Genomic DNA, 18,759 nt, shown 5'->3' with positions numbered 1-18,759 from the left:
TTTAATCCTCCATCCTAGAAACAATTTTTATACGTTTTGGAGAAACATCCACCTGCATGTTCTGCTTTCCAACAATCTCTCCGTCAGCTTGAATATGAACCTCTTGATCAGTATGAAAATATAAGTGCCTTGCCTTGAATGATTTAACACTGTTCAACTTTAGATGTCCGCCCCATAATACTGTTCCGAATAAAAGAAACAGTTGTAATCTAGACAAATCATGCACCACTAGTATATTAAGTGAATGATCGTCTGGTTCTGATAAAGGTGATATTTTTATTCCTCCACCAAAGTATGGTTGATTTGCGACAATCACGAACCATACATGGCGAAAATCATACTCCTTTCCATCTATAACGATTCGTATATCAAATGGTTTAAAGAAAAGGATTTTTCGAATAAATGTAGATAGATAAATTAACTTGCCAATTTTTAATGAATTGAAAAGGGCCTTCCATTTTGAATCATTCACTTCTTGGACGATTTCTGCATCGAGACCCATTCCAAGACTATTGATAAATGCATGTTGAGAATTTCCTTTTCGATAAATGCCATAATCAATCAATCAATCGATAATCTTCATTTTTCAATATGGTTGCCAAAGCATGGGATGCATTTTTCGTTTTTTGAAGTCCCCTAGCATAATCATTACCGGAACCAGCAGGAATATTCGCTATGATGGCTTGCGGAAAGGAAATAGCACCATTTAATACCTCATGCAATGTTCCATCTCCTCCGACTGCACATATCACACTTTCTACATTCGTCTCTTTTAATATCTGTCTAGTCAATTCCTCAGCATGTCCTGCATATTTTGTGAAATATGCTTGATATGGGCGTTTTGCATCCTCTAATTCCTTCTCAACTTTTCGCCATATTTTCATACTTTCTTGACTTTTCGCATAAGGATTTATGATAAAAAATAAAGGCCTCTCAAGCTGGTCCTTATTCAATGCCGTTAGCATCATTTCTTTCCTCTTCCCATTCTAATCGTAATACCGAAGTCGTCTGACAATATTCTAAAAGCGCCTCGGCTCCTTTTAATTGCTGATGTTTGAGTGGTGAACTATGGTTTCGCATTTTCTCAAACCATTCTGGGAACCCTCTTTTATCTAGTATCTGAAGATCATATGGTGCATCTGGAAAGTCAATATAACCATTTCTACTGAGTACGACTTTTTTTACTGGAAAGCTAACGTCATATAATGAGAAGATTTTAGAAACGATTTTCTCCATTCTATTTAATGAGAGAAGCGGACTTAACAACTTCTTATCTTGATATAAGTGATGTTTTTTAGTCCAAAATTTATCGTTGGATAGTCCATGGAACACTGCATCGTCCTCTTCTTCTAAAAAACTGATACACCATGCATCTGTTGGGCTCATTAAAATGACTTCAGCTTCTACTGGTGCATTTTTAATTAAAAAAACGGGATGATAGAGTAACAGAAAATTGTCAGGAAAACGTTGAAGGAAAAATTTCAATTTTTCATCCCAAATATATCTGCCGTCCACATAGGAACGTTCACGTATGGTGGAGGACGCCCACTTCATTTGAAAGCGAAGCAGTTGGTTCAAAAAGCTCACCTTGAGTTCTTCGAGGTTTTTAGGACTTGAGGGGATGACCATATTCCACTCACTATCAACAAGATCGTTTTCGTCCCCATCCTTTTTTTCAATATCAATCTCTTCTATTTTCTCTTCGTCCTCTGTTCTACTGAACATCTTTTTTAGTTTTCCAAATACCCCAACCTTCTCATCCTCAATTAACCATTCATTTTTAGTCACTTCGTTTTGAAGTCGAAACGTTTCTTGAATAGTCCCATCCAAATAGGCTTGATGTAATTTTGACCATTGCTGTTTTTTTAAACGAACATATTGCGTCGGATAATGGAAAATATTTTGCTCATATCGCGAAATGTAATCTTGCATCTTAATCAACTGACCCATGTAACCACGACCATTCTCTAGTGTTGTAGCTTTATTGTATAAACCGATTCATATTTGGGTGTCCGATCCAAGTGAGTGCGAAAAAGTGTAATTTGGTTAGTTGTAAAATAAGATGTTTTGTTCACTAAATGATCAGCCTCTCTCCATAAATCTTCAGATAAGGGAGTCACCCCTGAAAATTTACGAGCCAAGGTAATATGCGGTTTAAATGGTTTTTCATCTAAAATGAAACCTGTATCGAGACATACCTGTTTTACAATACTCTGAAGCTTCATTAGTTTTTCTTCGTAGTCTGTCTTATACCATAATATGCGGGGAGAGGATTTATCGCCAAACATCCCAAGACCTGACAAAACCAATGAAAAGCTGGAACATTGTGCTACCCGATCTTCTAATATTTTCATACACTCTTTTGCCTTACCTTCGGGTACTGAACCAAGGAAAGCCATTGTAATATGATAATCCTCTTTATGAACCCATCTTTGAAATGGAATTGTATCCTTAACTTTTTCACATTGAGCAAATAAAAGCTCTTTCATAGATTCAGGCAACGATAGCGCTATAAAAAAATGCGGCTGTTTCATGATCCCATTCCTTCCCGGTTGTTTAGCTAGGCTCATTTCTCATAGATTGTTGCATTTATACTATTTGTCCGTTGATTTCCGCTACGGGCACTTGCTTTCCGCGGGGAGGGTGGGAGCCTCCTCGGCGTAACCGCCTGTGGGGTCTCCCACTTCCCTCTATTTCCCGCAGGACATTGAATAAGCTTCCTCGAATTAACACCGCACGAAGGAAATGCGTATGCATTTTCGAGGAGGAAAGTGCCCTCCGCTACAATCAACTCTGATTGGTAAAGGTTATTTACACTTAAAAGTAACAAAGTTTTCAAAAACAGCCTTTAGTTAAGAATGTTATTATTATTTGAAACAATGACTGGAATTATATCTATATTGTACCAAAAACCAAATTGCCGGAAAAAGCTTACTTATAAATTAATTAGACCACTTCAAATGTAGAGAACAGAAGGTTCCACGGAATGTAAAAAAGAGAATGGTCTAACCAATGTTGTCAGACCATCCTCTAAGGAAGTACACTTCATTAAAATAAATAGGAATGTGAACAATTTAGCTAAAATGAGCTTTCATAGAAAATTGTATTCCTGAAAAGATTAAAGATTTCCACACTCAGATTCAATCTCTGCACGGAAAAGAGTTTGTAAACGGGATGTAATAGGACCCATTTTGCCTTCGCCAATACGGATTCCGTCAATTTCTACTACGGGAGTGATTTCTACTGTTGTTCCGCTAATGAATACTTCATCTGCATTCATCAACTGTTCTAAGGAAAATGACTCCTCTTTAAGTGGAATACTAGATTTCTCACATGTAGTAAGCATAACTTGCCTTGATATACCATTTAAAATTAAATGATTTGCTGGATGTGTGAACACCAAACCATCTTTAACGATACTCACATTGGATGAACTACCCTCCGTCACCGTTCCATTTCGATGCTGGATCGCTTCGAAACATCCTACATCGACAGCTTTTTGTTTGGCCAAAACATTACCTAACAGATTTAAGCTCTTAATGTCACATCGTAACCAACGAATATCTTCTAAAGTAATGACCTTAATTCCTTGTTCCATCAACTCAGTAGGTCGAGGGTATTCCTTAGTGGATGCAGTCAAAACTGGCTCAATAGAAGCATCAGGGAATACATGGTTCCTTGGTGAAGTTCCTCTTGTTATTTGCATATAAACAATTCCATGCTTCAATTCATTTTCAGCGATTAATTGATGTAAGAGATCCTTTATTTTCTCTTTCTGATAAGGAATAGTAATGCTGATTTTTTTTGCACTTTCATACAATCTGTCTAAATGACCATCTGAAGTAAACATCTTACCATTGTATATTCGGATGACTTCGTACACTCCATCTCCGAATTGATATCCCCGATCTTCTATGTCTACTTTTGCATGCTCTCTTTCAATCAATTGATCCTGGAATAAAACCTTCACCATATCCTACTCCCCCTTAAAAGTTACTTCGCTAATTCAAAAATCGCTTGTGCATATATTGCTGTAGCCTTCAATAAGTCATCAATATAGATATATTCATCCTTTTGGTGTGCAATGTCCTCTCTTCCAGGGAACAGTGGACCAAAAGCAACCCCTGCTTGTAGGGATCTAGCATATGTGCCACCCCCAATGGAAAGAAGCTCTGTTTTATCCCCTGTTTGTTCTTCGTAAACTTTTGATAATGTCTTAATTAAGAAACTATCTTTTTCTACATGATGAGGCTTAGAATGAGAAACAGTGGCCATTTCCATCTCTAAATCTTGTAGCTTATTCTTTAAGTTCATTTCGTTTTCGTTCCATTGGTATGTTACTGGATAACGAACATTCAGCCCAATCTTCCCGCCATGTTCTCTTGAATATTGAAATGTGCCTGCATTTACAGTCAAGTCTCCAGTAATGTCATCTGTGAATGTAATCCCCAGTTTTTTACCACGAGATTCTTCAAGCAAGTATTCATGAATGAAAGTAAAAAATTTCATGGCTTGTTGATCTAAGGAAAGCTTGGATAAAAACGATCCAAGGTATATCCCCGCATTCTTTCCTTTTTTCGGCTCCATACCATGTGCTGAAATCCCTTTAACTTCGATTACGACTTGATTATCTTCTTGATAAACCTTGCCTTCAACACCATGTTCTTTAATATATTCCTGGAATTTGGTTTCTATCGTATTTAAATCGCCTGAGACAATCGTCTTAGCGAAATCTGGGACCATGTTAAATCGTCGACCAGATTCAAAATGAACAACGTTTACCTCTCCATCTTCCATTGTTTCGGTTACTTTCTGTTGAACATAGAAATCCCAGATTCCTTTTTCTGCATAAATAATGGGAAAATCAGCATCGGGAGCAAACCCTAAGGCAGGCATTTCTTCTACTTCAAAGTAACGTTCTACACAACGCCAATTAGATTCCTCATCCGTCCCTAAAATCATCCGGACTCGTTTAGACAGAGGAATGCCAGATGCATTTACTAGCTTCATCGCATAGTACGCTGCCATAGTTGGTCCTTTATCATCAATGGCCCCTCTGGCAAAAATTTTACCTTCACGGATATCAGCTCCAAATGGATCAGACGACCAGCCATCACCCTCAGGAACCACATCCAAATGGCAAAGGATGCCTACGATTTCTTCGCCTTCACCCATTTCAATATGACCGGCCAAAGAGTCAACGTTTTTAACAGAAAAGCCGTCGCTCTCACCTAAGTTAAGCATATAATCCAAGGCTTCCTTGATTCCTTCACCTAGTGGCGCTGTTTCGGTTGCATTTTCTTCATCAAGTACACTTTTAATTCGTAAAAGCTCTTGGGTTTTTCCTATTAATTCATCCTTGTTTTCTTCGACGAGTTTTTTCCAATATGTATGATCCACTCTTTTGCATCTCCTTAAAAGGCTATTATTTTTCCATCATACATTATTCTGACCAAAACTGCATTTGTTGGTATGTGTGAAAAAAATAAAAAATCCAAGGTCAATTCAAGACCTTGGATCCAATCATTTATTTAAGTAATTTCATTAATTCTTTATTCATTACATCTTCTGCTACATCGTATGCTGTCATGTCGCCTTCATCTTTCATTGTTTTATCGGCACCATGATTCAGTAAGAGTTTCACCATCTCGACGTTTTCATTGTAGGTGGCGGAAATTAGCGGAGTCGTTTCCCAAATATCTGCTATGTTTGGATCTGCACCACTCTCTAATAATAATTTAGTAGCTTCATAGCTTTCTGAATAAACTGCCCAATGCAACGCTGTAGATCCATCACTGTCAGTAGCATCAATTTGACTAGCATCTTCTTTTAGTAGCTTTGCTACAAGATCAACATCGTTCTCGCCTGCAGCTTCCATCAGTGGTGTGGTTCCTTCCACTTCATATTCGCCACCAAAGTATCCATCTAGAACCCCTTCAATCTTATCGATTCCAAAGTAGATTATACCCGATAATCCTAGTGTAAAGGACACATAGACAACAAAGGCCATAAACATATGAGATTTCTTTTCTTTAAATAAAGGCTGTTCTCCTACTCCTGCCCATACATTTAATGCATTCATCCGTTTTGGTAGATGTGGGTGGGTGGAAAGCTTTTCGCTAAGCCATGCAAAGAAGCCTCTCTCTTCCTGAAGTTGCCTGATATATGCTTCTTTATCTACTTTTTTAAATAAACGCTCGCCTATAGCAAAAATAGCAAGAGCATTTAGAGAGGATTCAAGATTGTTAGTGTAAAAAGCAGCATAGCGATCACATGTATACTCACACGCCCTCAAATAAGCCTCACTTAAGAATGGCACCCACATGGCTGGCAGTAGAAGCATATGTGTCAGTACGTGTTTACGCTTTAAATGAGCTAATTCATGGGCAAGGACAAAAAGTACTTCTTCCTCACCTTCATCTTCAATCAAATCAAAAAGATCAGAGTACAATACAACCATGTTTTTACCAAAGAAACGGGTTGCAAATGCATTTAAAATTCCGGAAGATTCCATTACATAAATGAATGGAGTTTTATCAAGTCCCATCTCTTGTGACAGGACATTTGCCCTCTCGTAAATATGACTGAATTGATTTTCAGAAACCCTAACCCCGTTTCTGCGAATATAGGCTAAGTTTAAGGCATGTACAAAATAACTAAATAGGAATAAGACAGCAATGATAACAATTCCAATAATCGATACAGCCAAGAATATATAAGTGACAATACTAAATAATGCGGCTAAAGCAAAATAGATATTTTCCTTCTCATGCACTAATGTATTTTTAAGACGATCGTTCCGCATGTGATTCCACCTTTTATTGATTTATAAAACCTTCTTTATTATAAATAAGTAATACACTGTAACAAACACTTAATATTTTCCAAATTATGTACATGTACATAAAAACAACCACAACTTACATATACTGTTATTAAAGGAATTTCTTAATTTTTTGTAAATTGCTGCAAAAAAGTAGAATTTAATTAATTAAAGGGGTACAATATTAATGTGAGGTACAGCTAGTAAATTTCACCAAGTTTATAAAGGAGTTGTTGAGTGTAAAGTAACTACAAAGTAGGAAGGTTAACCTTCTACATTGTCGTCTTGTATCATTTGCCATCGAGCTCGTATTACTTCGGTTCACATCAGGAGTAAAAGTTCCACTGCATGAATACATTACATACTTCCTGGTGCTACTAAAAGTTAGGGAGTGGTTTTTTGAAACCTTCAACAAATCGTATGCTAACCCGTATTAAATCCGTTTACATGTTTATCAGGAGAAACGGTACGGTTACGACACAAGAGCTTGTCGAAGAATTTGGCATCACTCCACGCACCATTCAACGCGACTTAAATGTACTAGCATACAATAATCTCGTTAAAAGCCCAAGCCGTGGTATTTGGACGGCTACACAGAAAAAAGTGAAAATGTCATCATAAGTTGATTGTTGTAACCCCTTAAGCACACTGCTTAGGGGTTTTTGTTTTGTAAAAAACGAAACCCAATCAGTGGTACTAGATTGGGTTTCGTCCATTATTTATGCTCTTGTAAACTCTGTAATTCCTCATCTGTTAACTCTCGATATTCCCCAAGCTCTAGTTCTTCGTCTAATTTCAAGTTCCCCATTGAGATTCTCTTAAGATACACGACCCTTTTGCCTACACTTTCAAACATCCGTTTAACCTGATGAAATTTACCTTCGGTGATGGTTAATTCAATGTCTGATCGAATGCCTGATTTTAGAATATTAAGGTCACCAGGTTTTGTATGGTAACCATCATCTAATGTAACCCCTTGGGCAAATGCCTTCACATCTTCTTCTGTCACTTCCCCGTCGATGACTGCGAAATACGTTTTGCGCACATGTTTTTTGGGTGATAACAGCCGATGCGCTAGTTGCCCGTCATTCGTTAAAAGGAGTAGTCCTTCTGTATCTTTATCCAACCTACCTACAGGAAATGGATTGAATACTGCATCTTCAGGCTCAAGGATATCCAGAACCGTTTCCTGCCTTGCATCTTCAGTAGCAGATAAGACACCTGGTGGCTTGTTCATCATTAAATAGACGAACTCTTTATACTCTACGAGCTCACCATTTACTGAGATTTGATCATGATCTGGATCCACATGCTCTTTTGCATCTTTAAGGGGAGTACCATTCACGATGACAGCACCAGACTTTAGCAGTTGTTTTACTTCTTTTCGACTTCCATAGCCAATATTGGCCAACAATTTATCAATTCTCATTATGTATTCCTCCTTTCTTTTCTCGTCCTTATGGGTAGATGCCCAAACATTCATAGCCCCAAAGCATACAATGCTATATAGTCATTTACCTATGGGGGGTCTTCCAATGTATCACCGACAACAACTACCAGGTGTAATTATCCCTATACCGGGATTTCCACAAGGGCCTGGGTATAACTATTCTGAGCTAGAGAGAAGAGTCGAACGTTTAGAGCGCCAATACGAAAGAATAAATAGACGCCAAGAACGATTAAATAATAGACTCCAACGTGTTGAAAGACAACTTGGCTTTGGACCATTTGAAATAGATTAGTCCTATTGAATTAAGAAGCTGGCCTTTTGGTCAGCCTCTTAATTTTAACTTTTTTTGCAATTTATCAATTCGATCTCCAAATAGTCTATTTGCAAGTTTTGACTTAAGAGCCAAAAAGAAATACACAGCCGCTCCTGCCAATGCACAGAGAAGAATCACAATTATAGCCTGAAGCCTTTGTGTTGGATCAAGCCCTAGAGAAACAAGACTAAATACGATTTTCACACTAATTGTCATCGCGATTGTAAAGATGGCCATTAGTAAAGTCCTTCTAACGACTAATTGATATTTGAAGCCAGTAAAGTATCGAATCATATATAGGTTAATTATTGTTGCAGCTAAATATCCAAGAGTTGTAGCATAGACAGAACCTTCTACTTGGAAAAGCTTGATTAAAGGGATATTCAAACTTAATTTAATCAAGATCCCTACAAGAAGGCTCAATACACTGAATTTCTGCTGATTGATCCCTTGGAGTACTGCCGCCGACACAGAAAACAGAGAAAATAATATGGCTGCAGGTGCATACACCTTCAACACTTCAACACCCAGTTCATTATAACCATAGAAGGCCGAATACACTGGTTCAGCTAAAATGGACATCCCAACAACGGCCGGCAAGGTTAAAAACAACAATACTTGCAAAGCTTGATTCAATTGACTGCTAAAGGTTGTCATTTTCTCCTCGACAAAAGCCTTTGTGACTGTTGGTAATATACTCATAGCAAAAGCCGAAGCGAATGTCATAGGAATCACAACTAATTTATTAGCTGAAATATTAAGAATACCTAACGCTTCTACTGTCTCTTTCCCTTTACCAATCGAAGCCATAGCTTTTCCTAGCGTAAAGGAATCTATTAGTTGAAACAATGTCATAGCAATCCCCACGAATACAAACGGAATGGAAGATTGAAGAATTTCTTTGTACATCGCACCAATGGAAATATCTACTTCACCACGATCTTGTAGCAGTAAATCATCGAGATAAGGTTTTCTTTGTTTCCAATAAACTAGCAGTACTGCCAAACCACCTATAGCTCCAATAAAAGCTGCAAATGTAGCGACACTGATAGCATTGACTATACCGCCATCCATGACCTTTATGACAATAAATGCACCTGCCAACAAAAACACAATCCTGACAAGTTGCTCAACTACCTGTGAAATTGCAGTTGGTGCCATGGATTGATTCCCTTGGAAGAATCCCCTGATGATACTCATGATCGGTACGAGAATTAATGCGAAGCTAACCGCCCTTATGACTTGGGCTATTTCATTAGCTGTATAATCATGGTCATTTGCCGCATAATATTCCCCTAAAGGTTGTGCAAGCACAAATAAAAGTAAAAATGACAACAACCCCGTCAAAAGCATTATCTTCATACTCGTCTTAAACAGCTTTTGCCCTACTGCATACTCCCCAAGTGCATTATATTTAGAGACGAACTTCGACACAGCTAACGGCAACCCGCCTGTTGCAATACTAATAAATAATGTATAGGGCAAATATCCATAAGAATACAAACCAAAACCTTTTTCCCCGACCAACGCATCGAAAGGAATTACATATAACAAACCAAGTACCTTTGACAGCATCATGCCGGCCGTCAATATGAAGGTACCTCGCAATAGCTTAGATGACATTCATATCCCTTCCTACTTATAAAAATACGTAGCACATGTGCTTCGTCCGTAAAATAAGTGTTCACAATAAACCATACTTATAAAAGCCTTTATAATATTACCACAATTGATGTCAGACAAGCTCGTTGGAAGAAATAAAATTAATTAATAAAAACAACAATGTATGTATTTTGTTATGGTCCTAAACTCAAATAGCATCATTTCACATGTATGATTCCCTTTTGCTGTTGTTTGAGCACTAAATGGGCATCATTACGGTCCACCCATAATTTTCAAAAAGTATTTTTCTAACAATAATGCCTCCATCGTTAATAAACAAACATTGGAGCAAACTTCAAATTCACGCTCCCTTCCTTTATAATAAAGAAACTATATTGAACGAAGCGAGGATTAAACATGCAATTTGATGTAATCGTTATTGGAGGAGGCCCTTCTGGATTGATGGCCTCTATCGGCGCTGGTGAGCAAGGTGCGAAAGTACTTCTGATCGATAAGGGAGAAAAATTGGGAAGGAAGCTTGCTATTTCTGGTGGTGGGCGCTGTAATGTTACTAATCGTCTGCCGATAGATGAAATCATCAAGCACATCCCTGGAAACGGCCGCTTTCTTTTCAGTGCTTTCTCTGAGTTTAGTAATGAAGATATTATCGCATTCTTTGAAAAACTAGGAGTGGGATTAAAGGAAGAGGATCATGGTAGGATGTTTCCTATCAGTGACGATGCCGGCAGCGTAGTCCAGGCTTTGCTAACTCGTCTAAAAGAATTGAATGTTAAAACGTTTACGAATTCTCCTGTACAAACAATCGATTTTGAACCTGAAGGCATTCACACTGTTCACTTAAAAGATGGACAAGTTTTCACTGCAAAAAGTGTCATTATAGCGGTCGGTGGAAAATCAGTACCACATACTGGATCTACTGGAGATGGATATGCATGGGCAAAAAAAGCGGGTCATACAATAACAGATTTGTTCCCAACGGAAGTACCTCTTCTATCAAATGAACGTTTTATTCAATCGAAAACCCTTCAAGGTCTAAGTTTACGTGATATTTCACTTTCTGTACTGAACCCTAAGGGAAAACCGTTGGTAACCCATCGAATGGACATGATATTCACCCACTTCGGCATTAGTGGACCGGCTGTATTACGTTGCAGTGGCTTTGTTGTCCAAGCGATGAAAAAATGGAAACTTCAAGAAGTGACGATGAAGCTAGATGCGATTCCTGATCAGAAAAATGAGGAGCTGTTCCAACACATCATTAAAACGGTAAAAGAAGAACCAAAACGCGCTATCAAAAACAGCCTTAAAGGGTTAGTACCCGAGAGATATCTCCAGTTCTTGATGGAAAAAGCAGGCCTTGATGGAAGCGAGCAAGGGGCATCCATTTCTAATGAAAAACTAAGAAACTTTGTATCTCTTTGCAAGGAATTCACTTTTACGGTAAGCGGGTCACAACCAATTGAAAAAGCATTTGTAACTGGTGGAGGGGTTTCGGTAAAAGAAATTCATCCAAAGGAAATGAGTTCAAAAATCATGGATGGCCTATTTTTCTGCGGAGAAGTATTAGACATTCATGGCTATACTGGTGGATACAATATTACTTCAGCATTAGTTACTGGACGACTTGCAGGGGTCAATGCAGCGAAGCATAGCTTACAAAGTAAGTATTAGAATTTAAGCCATTTTAAGTGGCTTTTTTTTTTATAAAGACATTAAAGCTGAAAGAGGTGTTGGGATTTGGCTTCAAGTATAAAAAATTCTTCGAAAAAATGGATTATCAAAAAGATTGATAACCTGTCAAATGTGGACTTGGGAGAATTATTATCCGAGAGTAAGGAGCAAGGCTTTCGATTTTTAGACCGATTATTGAATGATTACAAAGAAGGAAGGAATTGTTTCAGTCAAAAAGGAGAAATTCTCTGCGGTGTTTTTGATTCCGATGGAAGAATCATAGGTATAGGTGGAGTAAACTTTGAAAGTGAAGAAGTTTGTCGCTTAAGAAGGTTTTATATTCTTTCATCAGCTCGTCGATTAGGTATAGGTAAGGAACTTGTTCAATATCTAACAATATACTCCTCCCATCATTTCAAAGTTATGGTTTTGCACACAGATACAGAGAATGCTAGTAGGTTTTACGAGAGCATTGGCTTTCAACCTGATAGTCCCTATGAAAATACCACACATTTTAAGATCTTATAATAAAAGGGGCTGTCCACTAAGTCTCTAAAATGAAATCAGGACGGAGAAACGACCAGTTTTTCCGTCCTGATTTGTCCCTAAGTCATTCAAGGCATCGAATTTAAACCTTTTCGACTAATCACACTAGATGGCAAGCAACAAAATGATCGTTGCCAACATCGCGATACTCAGGTGCTTTTTGGGCACAAAGTTCTGTAGCCATCGGACATCTTGTACGGAATTTACAGCCCGAAGGTGGGTTTACCGGACTTGGGATATCACCTTTTAAGATGATTCGTTCACGTTTTGCTGTTGGATCTGGAATTGGTACGGCAGATAAAAGTGCTTTCGTATAAGGATGCAACGGATTAGTGAATAGCTCTTCCTTTGAAGCTAATTCTACGATATTGCCTAAATACATAATGGCAATTTTCGTGCATAAGTGCTCAACAACGCTTAAATCATGTGAAATAAAGAGATAAGATAACCCACTCTCTCGCTGCAGGTCACTAAAAAGGTTAATAATTTGAGCTTGAATAGATACGTCTAGCGATGCAACAGGTTCATCCATCACGATAAATTCTGGATTCAAAGCCATTGCACGGGCTATCACGATTCGCTGACGCTGCCCCCCGGAAAATTCATGTGGATATCGGTCAATATGATAAGGAGATAATCCACACTTTTCCATCACTTCTAACACCTTCTGACGGGCTTCGGTTTTGGAAACGAGTCCGTGTTCGATCATAGCTTCACCAATCGCTTCTCCCACTCGGATACGTGGGTTTAACGAACTAAATGGGTCCTGAAAAACAAGCTGTGTTTGGACGCGAAGGTTCCGTAGCTCTTTTTTTGTCAAAGAAAAAACATCTTTCCCCTTAAACTTTACTTCACCTTCTGTTTTATCATTCAGGCGTAAAATAGTCTTTCCAATCGTGGATTTACCACTTCCGGATTCACCAACGAGTCCAAAAATTTCCCCTTTTTCAATCTTAAAGCTCACACCGTCAACCGCTTTAACTGAATCTCCAACTTTCTTAAACATTCCCTTTGAGGAAGAATAATATTTTTTCAGATTGTTAACCTCTAATAATACTTCACTCATTCGTTTTCACCTTCTTCATATAACCAGCATGCTACCTTATGACTATTAGATGATTTGGTAAATACCGGTTGCTTTGTACGACAAATATCAGTTGCATATTCGCATCGGTCAGCAAAATAACACCCCTCTTTAAGATTGACCAGATTCGGGACTTGTCCTGCTATGGTATAGAGACGATCCTTTCGTTCTCCAATCACAGGCTTTGCTTTTAACAATCCTTTCGTGTAAGGATGCTTCGGATTGGAAAAAATCTCAAGAACTGTTCCCTCTTCCACCACTTTACCTGCATACATGACCACGACATAATCGGCCATTTCCGCTACAACGCCAAGGTCGTGGGTAATCATCAGTATCGATGTATTTATTTCCTTTTTAATATCACGTAAAAGATCTAAGATTTGAGCTTGAATGGTCACATCCAAAGCAGTCGTCGGCTCATCAGCAATGATAATCTTAGGGTTACAGCTTATGGCAATGGCAATCATTATCCGCTGTAGCATGCCTCCGCTTAATTCATGTGGATACATGTTGATAATCTTTTCAGCATTTGGAATTCCCAACATGGTGATAAGTTCCATTGATTTTTTATAAGCATCTTTTTTGCTTAACAATAAATGCTCCTGAAGCGGCTCAATCATTTGTTCCCCAATGGTAAAAACAGGATTTAACGAAGTCATTGGCTCTTGAAAAATCATGCCAATTTCATTCCCCCGCAGTCGTCGCATATCTTTTTTATTTAGCTTCAAGAGATTTCTTCCGGCAAAGTTTACCTCTCCACCTTCAACCTTACCATTCTCCGGAATGAGCTGCATAACCGATAAAGCTGTAATACTTTTACCACAGCCTGACTCTCCAACGATACAAACGGTTTCCCCTTCACGTATAGTAAAACTTACGTCATTAACTGCTTTTACGACGCCACTTTCCGTGTAAAAGTTCGTTTGTAAATGATTTACTTCTAATATCACGTCACTCATGTCGTCATCCCTACCTTCTCATTTTCGGATCAAGAGCATCTCTCAATCCGTCTCCGAGTAAATTAATCGATACTACCGTTAGAAAAATCGCTGTTCCAGGAGGAATCCAAAGCCATGGTCGTTTTCTGAAATCCATAAAGCTATTTGCTGCATCCATCATATTCCCCCATGATGGTGTTGGTGGTACAACACCAAGCCCAAGAAAACTCAAAGCTGACTCACTCAAAATAGCACCAGCCACATTTAATGTCGCAACCACTAGCAAAAGTGGCACCGTGTTCGGAATGAGATGATGTAAGATTTTACGTCGATCACTTAAACCAAGTACCTCAGTTGCCTGCATAAAAGGTTGTTCTTTCAAGGATAGGATTTGTCCGCGGACAAGTCTCGCAAGTCCTGGCCAACCAACAAAACTAAGCATTATCATAATGATATAAAGACGGTATTCAGCAGGGACTTTCCACTCCGATAAAATGGCCCCCATAATAAGGAGTAGTGGCAGCCCAGGTATTGACATAAGAATATCAGCCAGGCGCATTATGACCATATCGATAATGCCACGATAGAACCCAGAAATAGCTCCTAATAGAGAGCCAATCAGGATCGATAAAACCATAGATACAAGACCAATTGTTAACGAAATTTGCCCTGCCATCATTAGCCTAGTCAGTACATCTCGCCCATAATTATCCGTTCCAAGCCAATGATCCGAACTCGGTGGCTGATTCATTATTGATACATCAGTACGGTCGAGAATATAGGGTGAAAAATAAGGACCAATAAAACTTAATAAAAACATAAAAATCAAAAAGAACAAGCTAACCATTGCCAATTTGTTCTTTTTTAAACGGCGATAGGTCTGCTTCCACATCGAAGGAGATTTTATAATAGTATTCATTTTCTGATTAGGTACTGTGGGTTTGATTATTTCCAATCTGCTTCCCTCCTTTATTTCAATCTGATCCTTGGATCAACCGCTGCATAGGTGATATCTGCTAAAAAGTTTCCGATAATCGTTAAGCAAGAAAGAAACAAAGTAAATGCCATTAATACTGGATAATCTCGGAAACTAACAGATTCCATCTGAATTCTTCCTACACCAGGCCAATTAAAAATTTGTTCGATAATAATAGCACCTGAAAAAAGACCAGGCAATTCAAAAGCAAGAAGAGTAATGGTTGGTAGAATCGCATTCTTTAACGCATGTTTAAAAATGACCACTCGTTCCTTTAAACCTTTGGCACGTGCGGTTCGAATATAATCTTGCCGAATCACCTCAAGCATTCCAGTGCGAAAATATCGTGTTAATGACCCAATGCTTAAGAGAGTTAAAACAATAACAGGCAGAATCATATGTTTTCCTACTTCCAAAATATACGCATAACCCGTACTTTGACTTCCTGTATCAATCATCCCACCAATCGGTAGAATTTGTAGATCAACACCGAACCATTTAATAAATAGTAAACTAATAAAAAACGATGGAAATGACATAGCCGTAAAAACAAATAAAGTAACCAATCCATCAAACCAAGAATACTGTTTAATAGCTGATAATACACCTGTCAATAAAGCGATTGACCAAGTTAGGAATAATGAGAGTAAGGCGACTATAAAAGAATTCCATATATATTTATTAAGCAGGGAGATTACATTTTCCTGATGCTTTAACGAGTATCCGAAATCTCCTTGTAGAGCATTGCCTAGCCATGTAAAGTAGCGTTGTAACACAGGTTGATCTAATCCATAAAGGGCTTTTAATTCTTGAGCCCTTTGCGGAGATAAATTGATGTTTGAATCAATGTAATCACCTGGAAGCATGGCAAACAAGAAGAAAATGATAAATGATGTTCCAAATATAATAACAATCATTTGCAAAAATCTTTGTAAAATATACTGTTTCATCCGCTCTCCTCCATTGAATAAAGTGCCAAGCTCTTGCTTGGCACTTTATTGATTACTTCTTAATTGAAATGTTCGGCAAACTAGCTCCAATGCCAGTAAAGTTATCAGGTTGTAATCCTCTAATTTGTCCACTGATTCCTTTTGCACTTTGGCTATAGTTAACAAGAATGAATGGAGGGTCAATGCTCATTTCTTTATAAAGCTGGTGATAAATTTCTTTACGTTTTTCAATGTCTAATGTATTTAGTCCTTTTGCAATTAACTCATCTACTTTAGGGTTGGAATAACCTGAAATATTATTTGGATTATCCGTCGCAAACTCTTCAATAGGATCACTTGGGTCAAGAATTTGAGATGTTGAAACGGCTGCAAAGTCATAATCCTTTTCATTTAATTTTGCAACTAATGCATTAAAGTCCATAATTTCAGGTTCGAATTTAATTCCGATGTCTGCATAGTTTTCTTTTGCAATCGGGATAATTGGATCATCAGCAGCTCTTGTTAAATAGCTAATAGTGAATTTTTTGCCATCTTTCTCACGAATTCCATCTTTCCCAACTTTCCAGCCTGCTTGATCCAACAATTTCTTAGCCTCTTCGGCATTAAATTCATATTTATTAATTCCCTCATCATTAAATGCCCATGAAACTGGCGAAACTGGAATGGTCGCAACCTGTCCGTAGCCTTTAAATTTCACATCGACTATTTTTTGACGATCTAAGCCGTAAATAAGTGCTTGCCTTACCTCTTTATCTTTAAACTGTGGACGAGCATTATTTACATAAATATACCCATAATTATTTACAGGTCCTACTTGGATGTCTGCAAAACCTAAACTTTTCAATTGTTCCACCGTATCGTCATCTGCAGAGAAGCCAGCATAATCAAGCTCGCCTGTTTCAAATAACTGTAGAGAGGTGGATGTATCAATTACTTTATAAATTAAATTTTTCGTTTTTGGTTTACCTGAGTAGTAATTTTCATTCGCAACATAACGAATTTCTTGGCCTGGCACATATTTTTCAAATTTATAAGGACCTGTTCCAAGTGGTTTTGCATATAGGTCTTTTAAATAATCCAGTTTACCAAATTGATAGCCTTTTCCATAATAAGCCTTAGATAATACTTGGTCACCTAATAGAATTAGTGATTTAGCATTAACTTTTTCTGTCGTAATTTGAATTGTCACTTTATCGATTACTTTAATACCTTCAATGGATTGCGCTTTGCCTTCTTTATATTCTTTTCCTCCTTTAATAGCAGCAAGGGAAATATCTTGGTAGCCTGCGTATGCTGGATCATGTAAAAGCGTTAAAGTAAATGCGACATCATCAGCAGTCAAAGGAGAACCATCACTAAATTTCAAACCATTTCTTAAGTGGAATGTATAAGTAAGTTGATCATCCGATACATCCCATTTTTCCGCTAGAATCCCCACCGGTTTCCCGTCTTTATCTAGGTTTACTAACGATGCAAAAATCGGACTCGTTGCGTTTCCATCCCAGCCATTTTCATAGAAATACGGTAGAAATACTCCACCTGGTTCTGAAATGCCCGCAATAAACGTATCCTTTCTTGCTTTTGTTTTTTCTGGTAGTGCCGACAAGTCTGTTGCTTCATATTTTTGAATTTGAGCACTTGTAACATTTACACTTTCCGTTTTACCTTTCGGTGCATTTGATTCTTTTTCACTTGAACTGTTTAAAGCGCAAGCTGATAGAATCATAGAAAGCATGATGACAGAAATTATACTTATAAAACTCTTTTTCAACTCTTTCACCCCTGTGTAATATTTTTTAGTTTTGAATCTACCCAATCAGCTTTGATCTTTGCCTGTTATCCTCCTATGTATATCTTCAAAGTTTTAAAGTCGACCATTCCGATTGGTTTTATAAGAACAGATTTTACTCGCATAAGATAGGGGTGTCAATAATTCACTTTGAAAATTTTCAGATAAAAAAAGTGACTGCCAGAAAGTCAGTATAACCCCTAAAGTAGACACTAAAAAGCAACTAACTTTCTGGTATAACCCCTAAAGTAGACACTAAAAAGAAACTGACTTTTATCCCTCGTGGTAAATCAATATACATCTATTTTTTGGTTTTTTTATGTCTAAATTATTCAATAGTTTTCATAAATATGATTTTGAGTTATAGAAAAAGGCCGATATTTATTTCAAGAAGGGTTAACCCGTAGTCAAATCGCAGAGAAGCTTGATATTCCAACTAAGAAATTAATCAATGAGTGGGTTCTTAAATATGAAAGACTTAGAGAGGAAGGATTAAAAGACAAACGAGTTAAAAAGAAACCCTTAAAAAGAAAGCAACCGTCTGACCGCTCCCCTCTCATTCAACACTTTTCAAATCTTATAGTAAAAGGGAGGGA

18 protein-coding genes are annotated in these 18,759 nt (G+C 37.8%); 4 read left to right on the top strand and 14 right to left on the bottom strand.

Annotation, left to right across the window (positions count from 1 at the left end; translation table 11 throughout):
* Position 1: 1 nt before the first annotated feature.
* The 7 genes from G3O09_RS09165 to G3O09_RS09135 form a co-directional block, all read right to left on the bottom strand.
* Positions 2–565, bottom strand: a complete 564-nt coding sequence (locus tag G3O09_RS09165) for a diacylglycerol/lipid kinase family protein (RefSeq protein WP_163101182.1) — start codon at positions 563–565, stop codon at positions 2–4.
* Positions 558–968: a diacylglycerol/lipid kinase family protein gene (locus tag G3O09_RS09160; RefSeq protein WP_163101181.1), complete on the bottom strand. Its 411-nt coding sequence runs from the start codon at positions 966–968 to the stop codon at positions 558–560. The genes G3O09_RS09165 and G3O09_RS09160 overlap by 8 nt, the downstream gene beginning before the upstream one ends.
* The gene (locus tag G3O09_RS09155) at positions 946–1,950 is read right to left on the bottom strand and encodes an NERD domain-containing protein (protein WP_163101180.1); all 1,005 of its coding nucleotides are present in this window, start codon (positions 1,948–1,950) and stop codon (positions 946–948) included. The genes G3O09_RS09160 and G3O09_RS09155 overlap by 23 nt, the downstream gene beginning before the upstream one ends.
* Before the next feature lie 17 nt (positions 1,951–1,967).
* Positions 1,968–2,534 carry an RNA 2',3'-cyclic phosphodiesterase gene (gene thpR, locus G3O09_RS09150; protein WP_163101179.1) on the bottom strand — a complete coding sequence of 189 codons (567 nt, stop codon included), beginning with the start codon at positions 2,532–2,534 and terminating at the stop codon, positions 1,968–1,970.
* Positions 2,535–3,118: 584 nt separating this feature from the next.
* The gene (gene dat, locus G3O09_RS09145) at positions 3,119–3,970 is read right to left on the bottom strand and encodes a D-amino-acid transaminase (RefSeq protein ID WP_240338396.1); all 852 of its coding nucleotides are present in this window, start codon (positions 3,968–3,970) and stop codon (positions 3,119–3,121) included.
* 23 nt (positions 3,971–3,993) lie between these two features.
* Positions 3,994–5,400, bottom strand: coding sequence for a dipeptidase PepV (gene pepV, locus G3O09_RS09140; protein ID WP_163101177.1), 1,407 nt, complete (start codon positions 5,398–5,400; stop codon positions 3,994–3,996).
* A gap of 127 nt (positions 5,401–5,527) precedes the next feature.
* Positions 5,528–6,805: a M48 family metallopeptidase gene (locus tag G3O09_RS09135; RefSeq protein ID WP_163101176.1), complete on the bottom strand. Its 1,278-nt coding sequence runs from the start codon at positions 6,803–6,805 to the stop codon at positions 5,528–5,530.
* 417 nt (positions 6,806–7,222) lie between these two features.
* Between G3O09_RS09135 and G3O09_RS09130 the strand changes: the two genes are divergently transcribed.
* The gene (locus tag G3O09_RS09130; protein WP_108671342.1) at positions 7,223–7,444 is read left to right on the top strand and encodes a DeoR family transcriptional regulator; all 222 of its coding nucleotides are present in this window, start codon (positions 7,223–7,225) and stop codon (positions 7,442–7,444) included.
* Positions 7,445–7,538: 94 nt separating this feature from the next.
* Here G3O09_RS09130 and G3O09_RS09125 read toward each other — a convergent pair whose 3' ends face one another.
* Positions 7,539–8,252 carry a pseudouridine synthase gene (locus G3O09_RS09125; RefSeq protein ID WP_163101175.1) on the bottom strand — a complete coding sequence of 238 codons (714 nt, stop codon included), beginning with the start codon at positions 8,250–8,252 and terminating at the stop codon, positions 7,539–7,541.
* Between the two features lie 106 nt (positions 8,253–8,358).
* Between G3O09_RS09125 and G3O09_RS09120 the strand changes: the two genes are divergently transcribed.
* Positions 8,359–8,565, top strand: coding sequence for a hypothetical protein (locus G3O09_RS09120; protein ID WP_163101174.1), 207 nt, complete (start codon positions 8,359–8,361; stop codon positions 8,563–8,565).
* 30 nt (positions 8,566–8,595) lie between these two features.
* Here G3O09_RS09120 and G3O09_RS09115 read toward each other — a convergent pair whose 3' ends face one another.
* Positions 8,596–10,209, bottom strand: coding sequence for a putative polysaccharide biosynthesis protein (locus tag G3O09_RS09115; protein WP_163101173.1), 1,614 nt, complete (start codon positions 10,207–10,209; stop codon positions 8,596–8,598).
* A gap of 396 nt (positions 10,210–10,605) precedes the next feature.
* Between G3O09_RS09115 and G3O09_RS09110 the strand changes: the two genes are divergently transcribed.
* Positions 10,606–11,880: a BaiN/RdsA family NAD(P)/FAD-dependent oxidoreductase gene (locus tag G3O09_RS09110; protein WP_163101172.1), complete on the top strand. Its 1,275-nt coding sequence runs from the start codon at positions 10,606–10,608 to the stop codon at positions 11,878–11,880.
* 66 nt (positions 11,881–11,946) lie between these two features.
* Positions 11,947–12,408, top strand: coding sequence for a GNAT family N-acetyltransferase (locus tag G3O09_RS09105; protein WP_163101171.1), 462 nt, complete (start codon positions 11,947–11,949; stop codon positions 12,406–12,408).
* A 118-nt stretch (positions 12,409–12,526) separates the two neighbouring features.
* On the opposite strand, the gene G3O09_RS09100 is transcribed toward G3O09_RS09105, so the two are convergent.
* From G3O09_RS09100 to G3O09_RS09080, 5 genes are read right to left on the bottom strand one after another with little or no spacing between them, the layout of a single operon-like run.
* Complete coding sequence (locus G3O09_RS09100) at positions 12,527–13,492, bottom strand: ABC transporter ATP-binding protein (protein ID WP_163101170.1); 966 nt, start codon at positions 13,490–13,492, stop codon at positions 12,527–12,529.
* Complete coding sequence (locus tag G3O09_RS09095; RefSeq protein WP_163101169.1) at positions 13,489–14,469, bottom strand: ABC transporter ATP-binding protein; 981 nt, start codon at positions 14,467–14,469, stop codon at positions 13,489–13,491. The genes G3O09_RS09100 and G3O09_RS09095 overlap by 4 nt, the downstream gene beginning before the upstream one ends.
* A gap of 10 nt (positions 14,470–14,479) precedes the next feature.
* Positions 14,480–15,367, bottom strand: a complete 888-nt coding sequence (gene opp4C, locus G3O09_RS09090; protein WP_163101339.1) for an oligopeptide ABC transporter permease — start codon at positions 15,365–15,367, stop codon at positions 14,480–14,482.
* 50 nt (positions 15,368–15,417) lie between these two features.
* Positions 15,418–16,374, bottom strand: coding sequence for an ABC transporter permease (locus G3O09_RS09085; protein WP_163101168.1), 957 nt, complete (start codon positions 16,372–16,374; stop codon positions 15,418–15,420).
* A 52-nt stretch (positions 16,375–16,426) separates the two neighbouring features.
* Positions 16,427–18,109, bottom strand: a complete 1,683-nt coding sequence (locus G3O09_RS09080) for an ABC transporter substrate-binding protein (protein WP_163101338.1) — start codon at positions 18,107–18,109, stop codon at positions 16,427–16,429.
* Positions 18,110–18,759 lie beyond the last annotated feature (650 nt).

The organism is Peribacillus alkalitolerans (genome assembly GCF_010882125.1).
GTDB classification, from domain to species: Bacteria; Bacillota; Bacilli; order Bacillales; family DSM-1321; genus Bacillus_BN; species Bacillus_BN alkalitolerans.
Note: the sequence above shows the minus strand (reverse complement) of the source record. Positions and strands in the feature narration are given on the sequence as shown.

Excerpts from the sequence above, each read along its gene's own strand:
- G3O09_RS09160 (WP_163101181.1), bottom strand. The coding sequence starts at position 968 with ATGATGCTAACGGCATTGAATAAGGACCAGCTTGAGAGGCCTTTATTT.
- G3O09_RS09155 (WP_163101180.1), bottom strand. The coding sequence starts at position 1,950 with ATGGGTCAGTTGATTAAGATGCAAGATTACATTTCGCGATATGAGCAA.
- thpR (WP_163101179.1), bottom strand. The coding sequence starts at position 2,534 with ATGAAACAGCCGCATTTTTTTATAGCGCTATCGTTGCCTGAATCTATG.
- G3O09_RS09135 (WP_163101176.1), bottom strand. The coding sequence starts at position 6,805 with ATGCGGAACGATCGTCTTAAAAATACATTAGTGCATGAGAAGGAAAAT.
- G3O09_RS09125 (WP_163101175.1), bottom strand. The coding sequence starts at position 8,252 with ATGAGAATTGATAAATTGTTGGCCAATATTGGCTATGGAAGTCGAAAA.
- G3O09_RS09120 (WP_163101174.1), top strand. The coding sequence starts at position 8,359 with ATGTATCACCGACAACAACTACCAGGTGTAATTATCCCTATACCGGGA.
- G3O09_RS09115 (WP_163101173.1), bottom strand. The coding sequence starts at position 10,209 with ATGTCATCTAAGCTATTGCGAGGTACCTTCATATTGACGGCCGGCATG.
- G3O09_RS09110 (WP_163101172.1), top strand. The coding sequence starts at position 10,606 with ATGCAATTTGATGTAATCGTTATTGGAGGAGGCCCTTCTGGATTGATG.
- G3O09_RS09100 (WP_163101170.1), bottom strand. The coding sequence starts at position 13,492 with ATGAGTGAAGTATTATTAGAGGTTAACAATCTGAAAAAATATTATTCT.
- G3O09_RS09095 (WP_163101169.1), bottom strand. The coding sequence starts at position 14,469 with ATGAGTGACGTGATATTAGAAGTAAATCATTTACAAACGAACTTTTAC.
- opp4C (WP_163101339.1), bottom strand. The coding sequence starts at position 15,367 with ATGAATACTATTATAAAATCTCCTTCGATGTGGAAGCAGACCTATCGC.
- G3O09_RS09085 (WP_163101168.1), bottom strand. The coding sequence starts at position 16,374 with ATGAAACAGTATATTTTACAAAGATTTTTGCAAATGATTGTTATTATA.
- G3O09_RS09080 (WP_163101338.1), bottom strand. The coding sequence starts at position 18,109 with ATGCTTTCTATGATTCTATCAGCTTGCGCTTTAAACAGTTCAAGTGAA.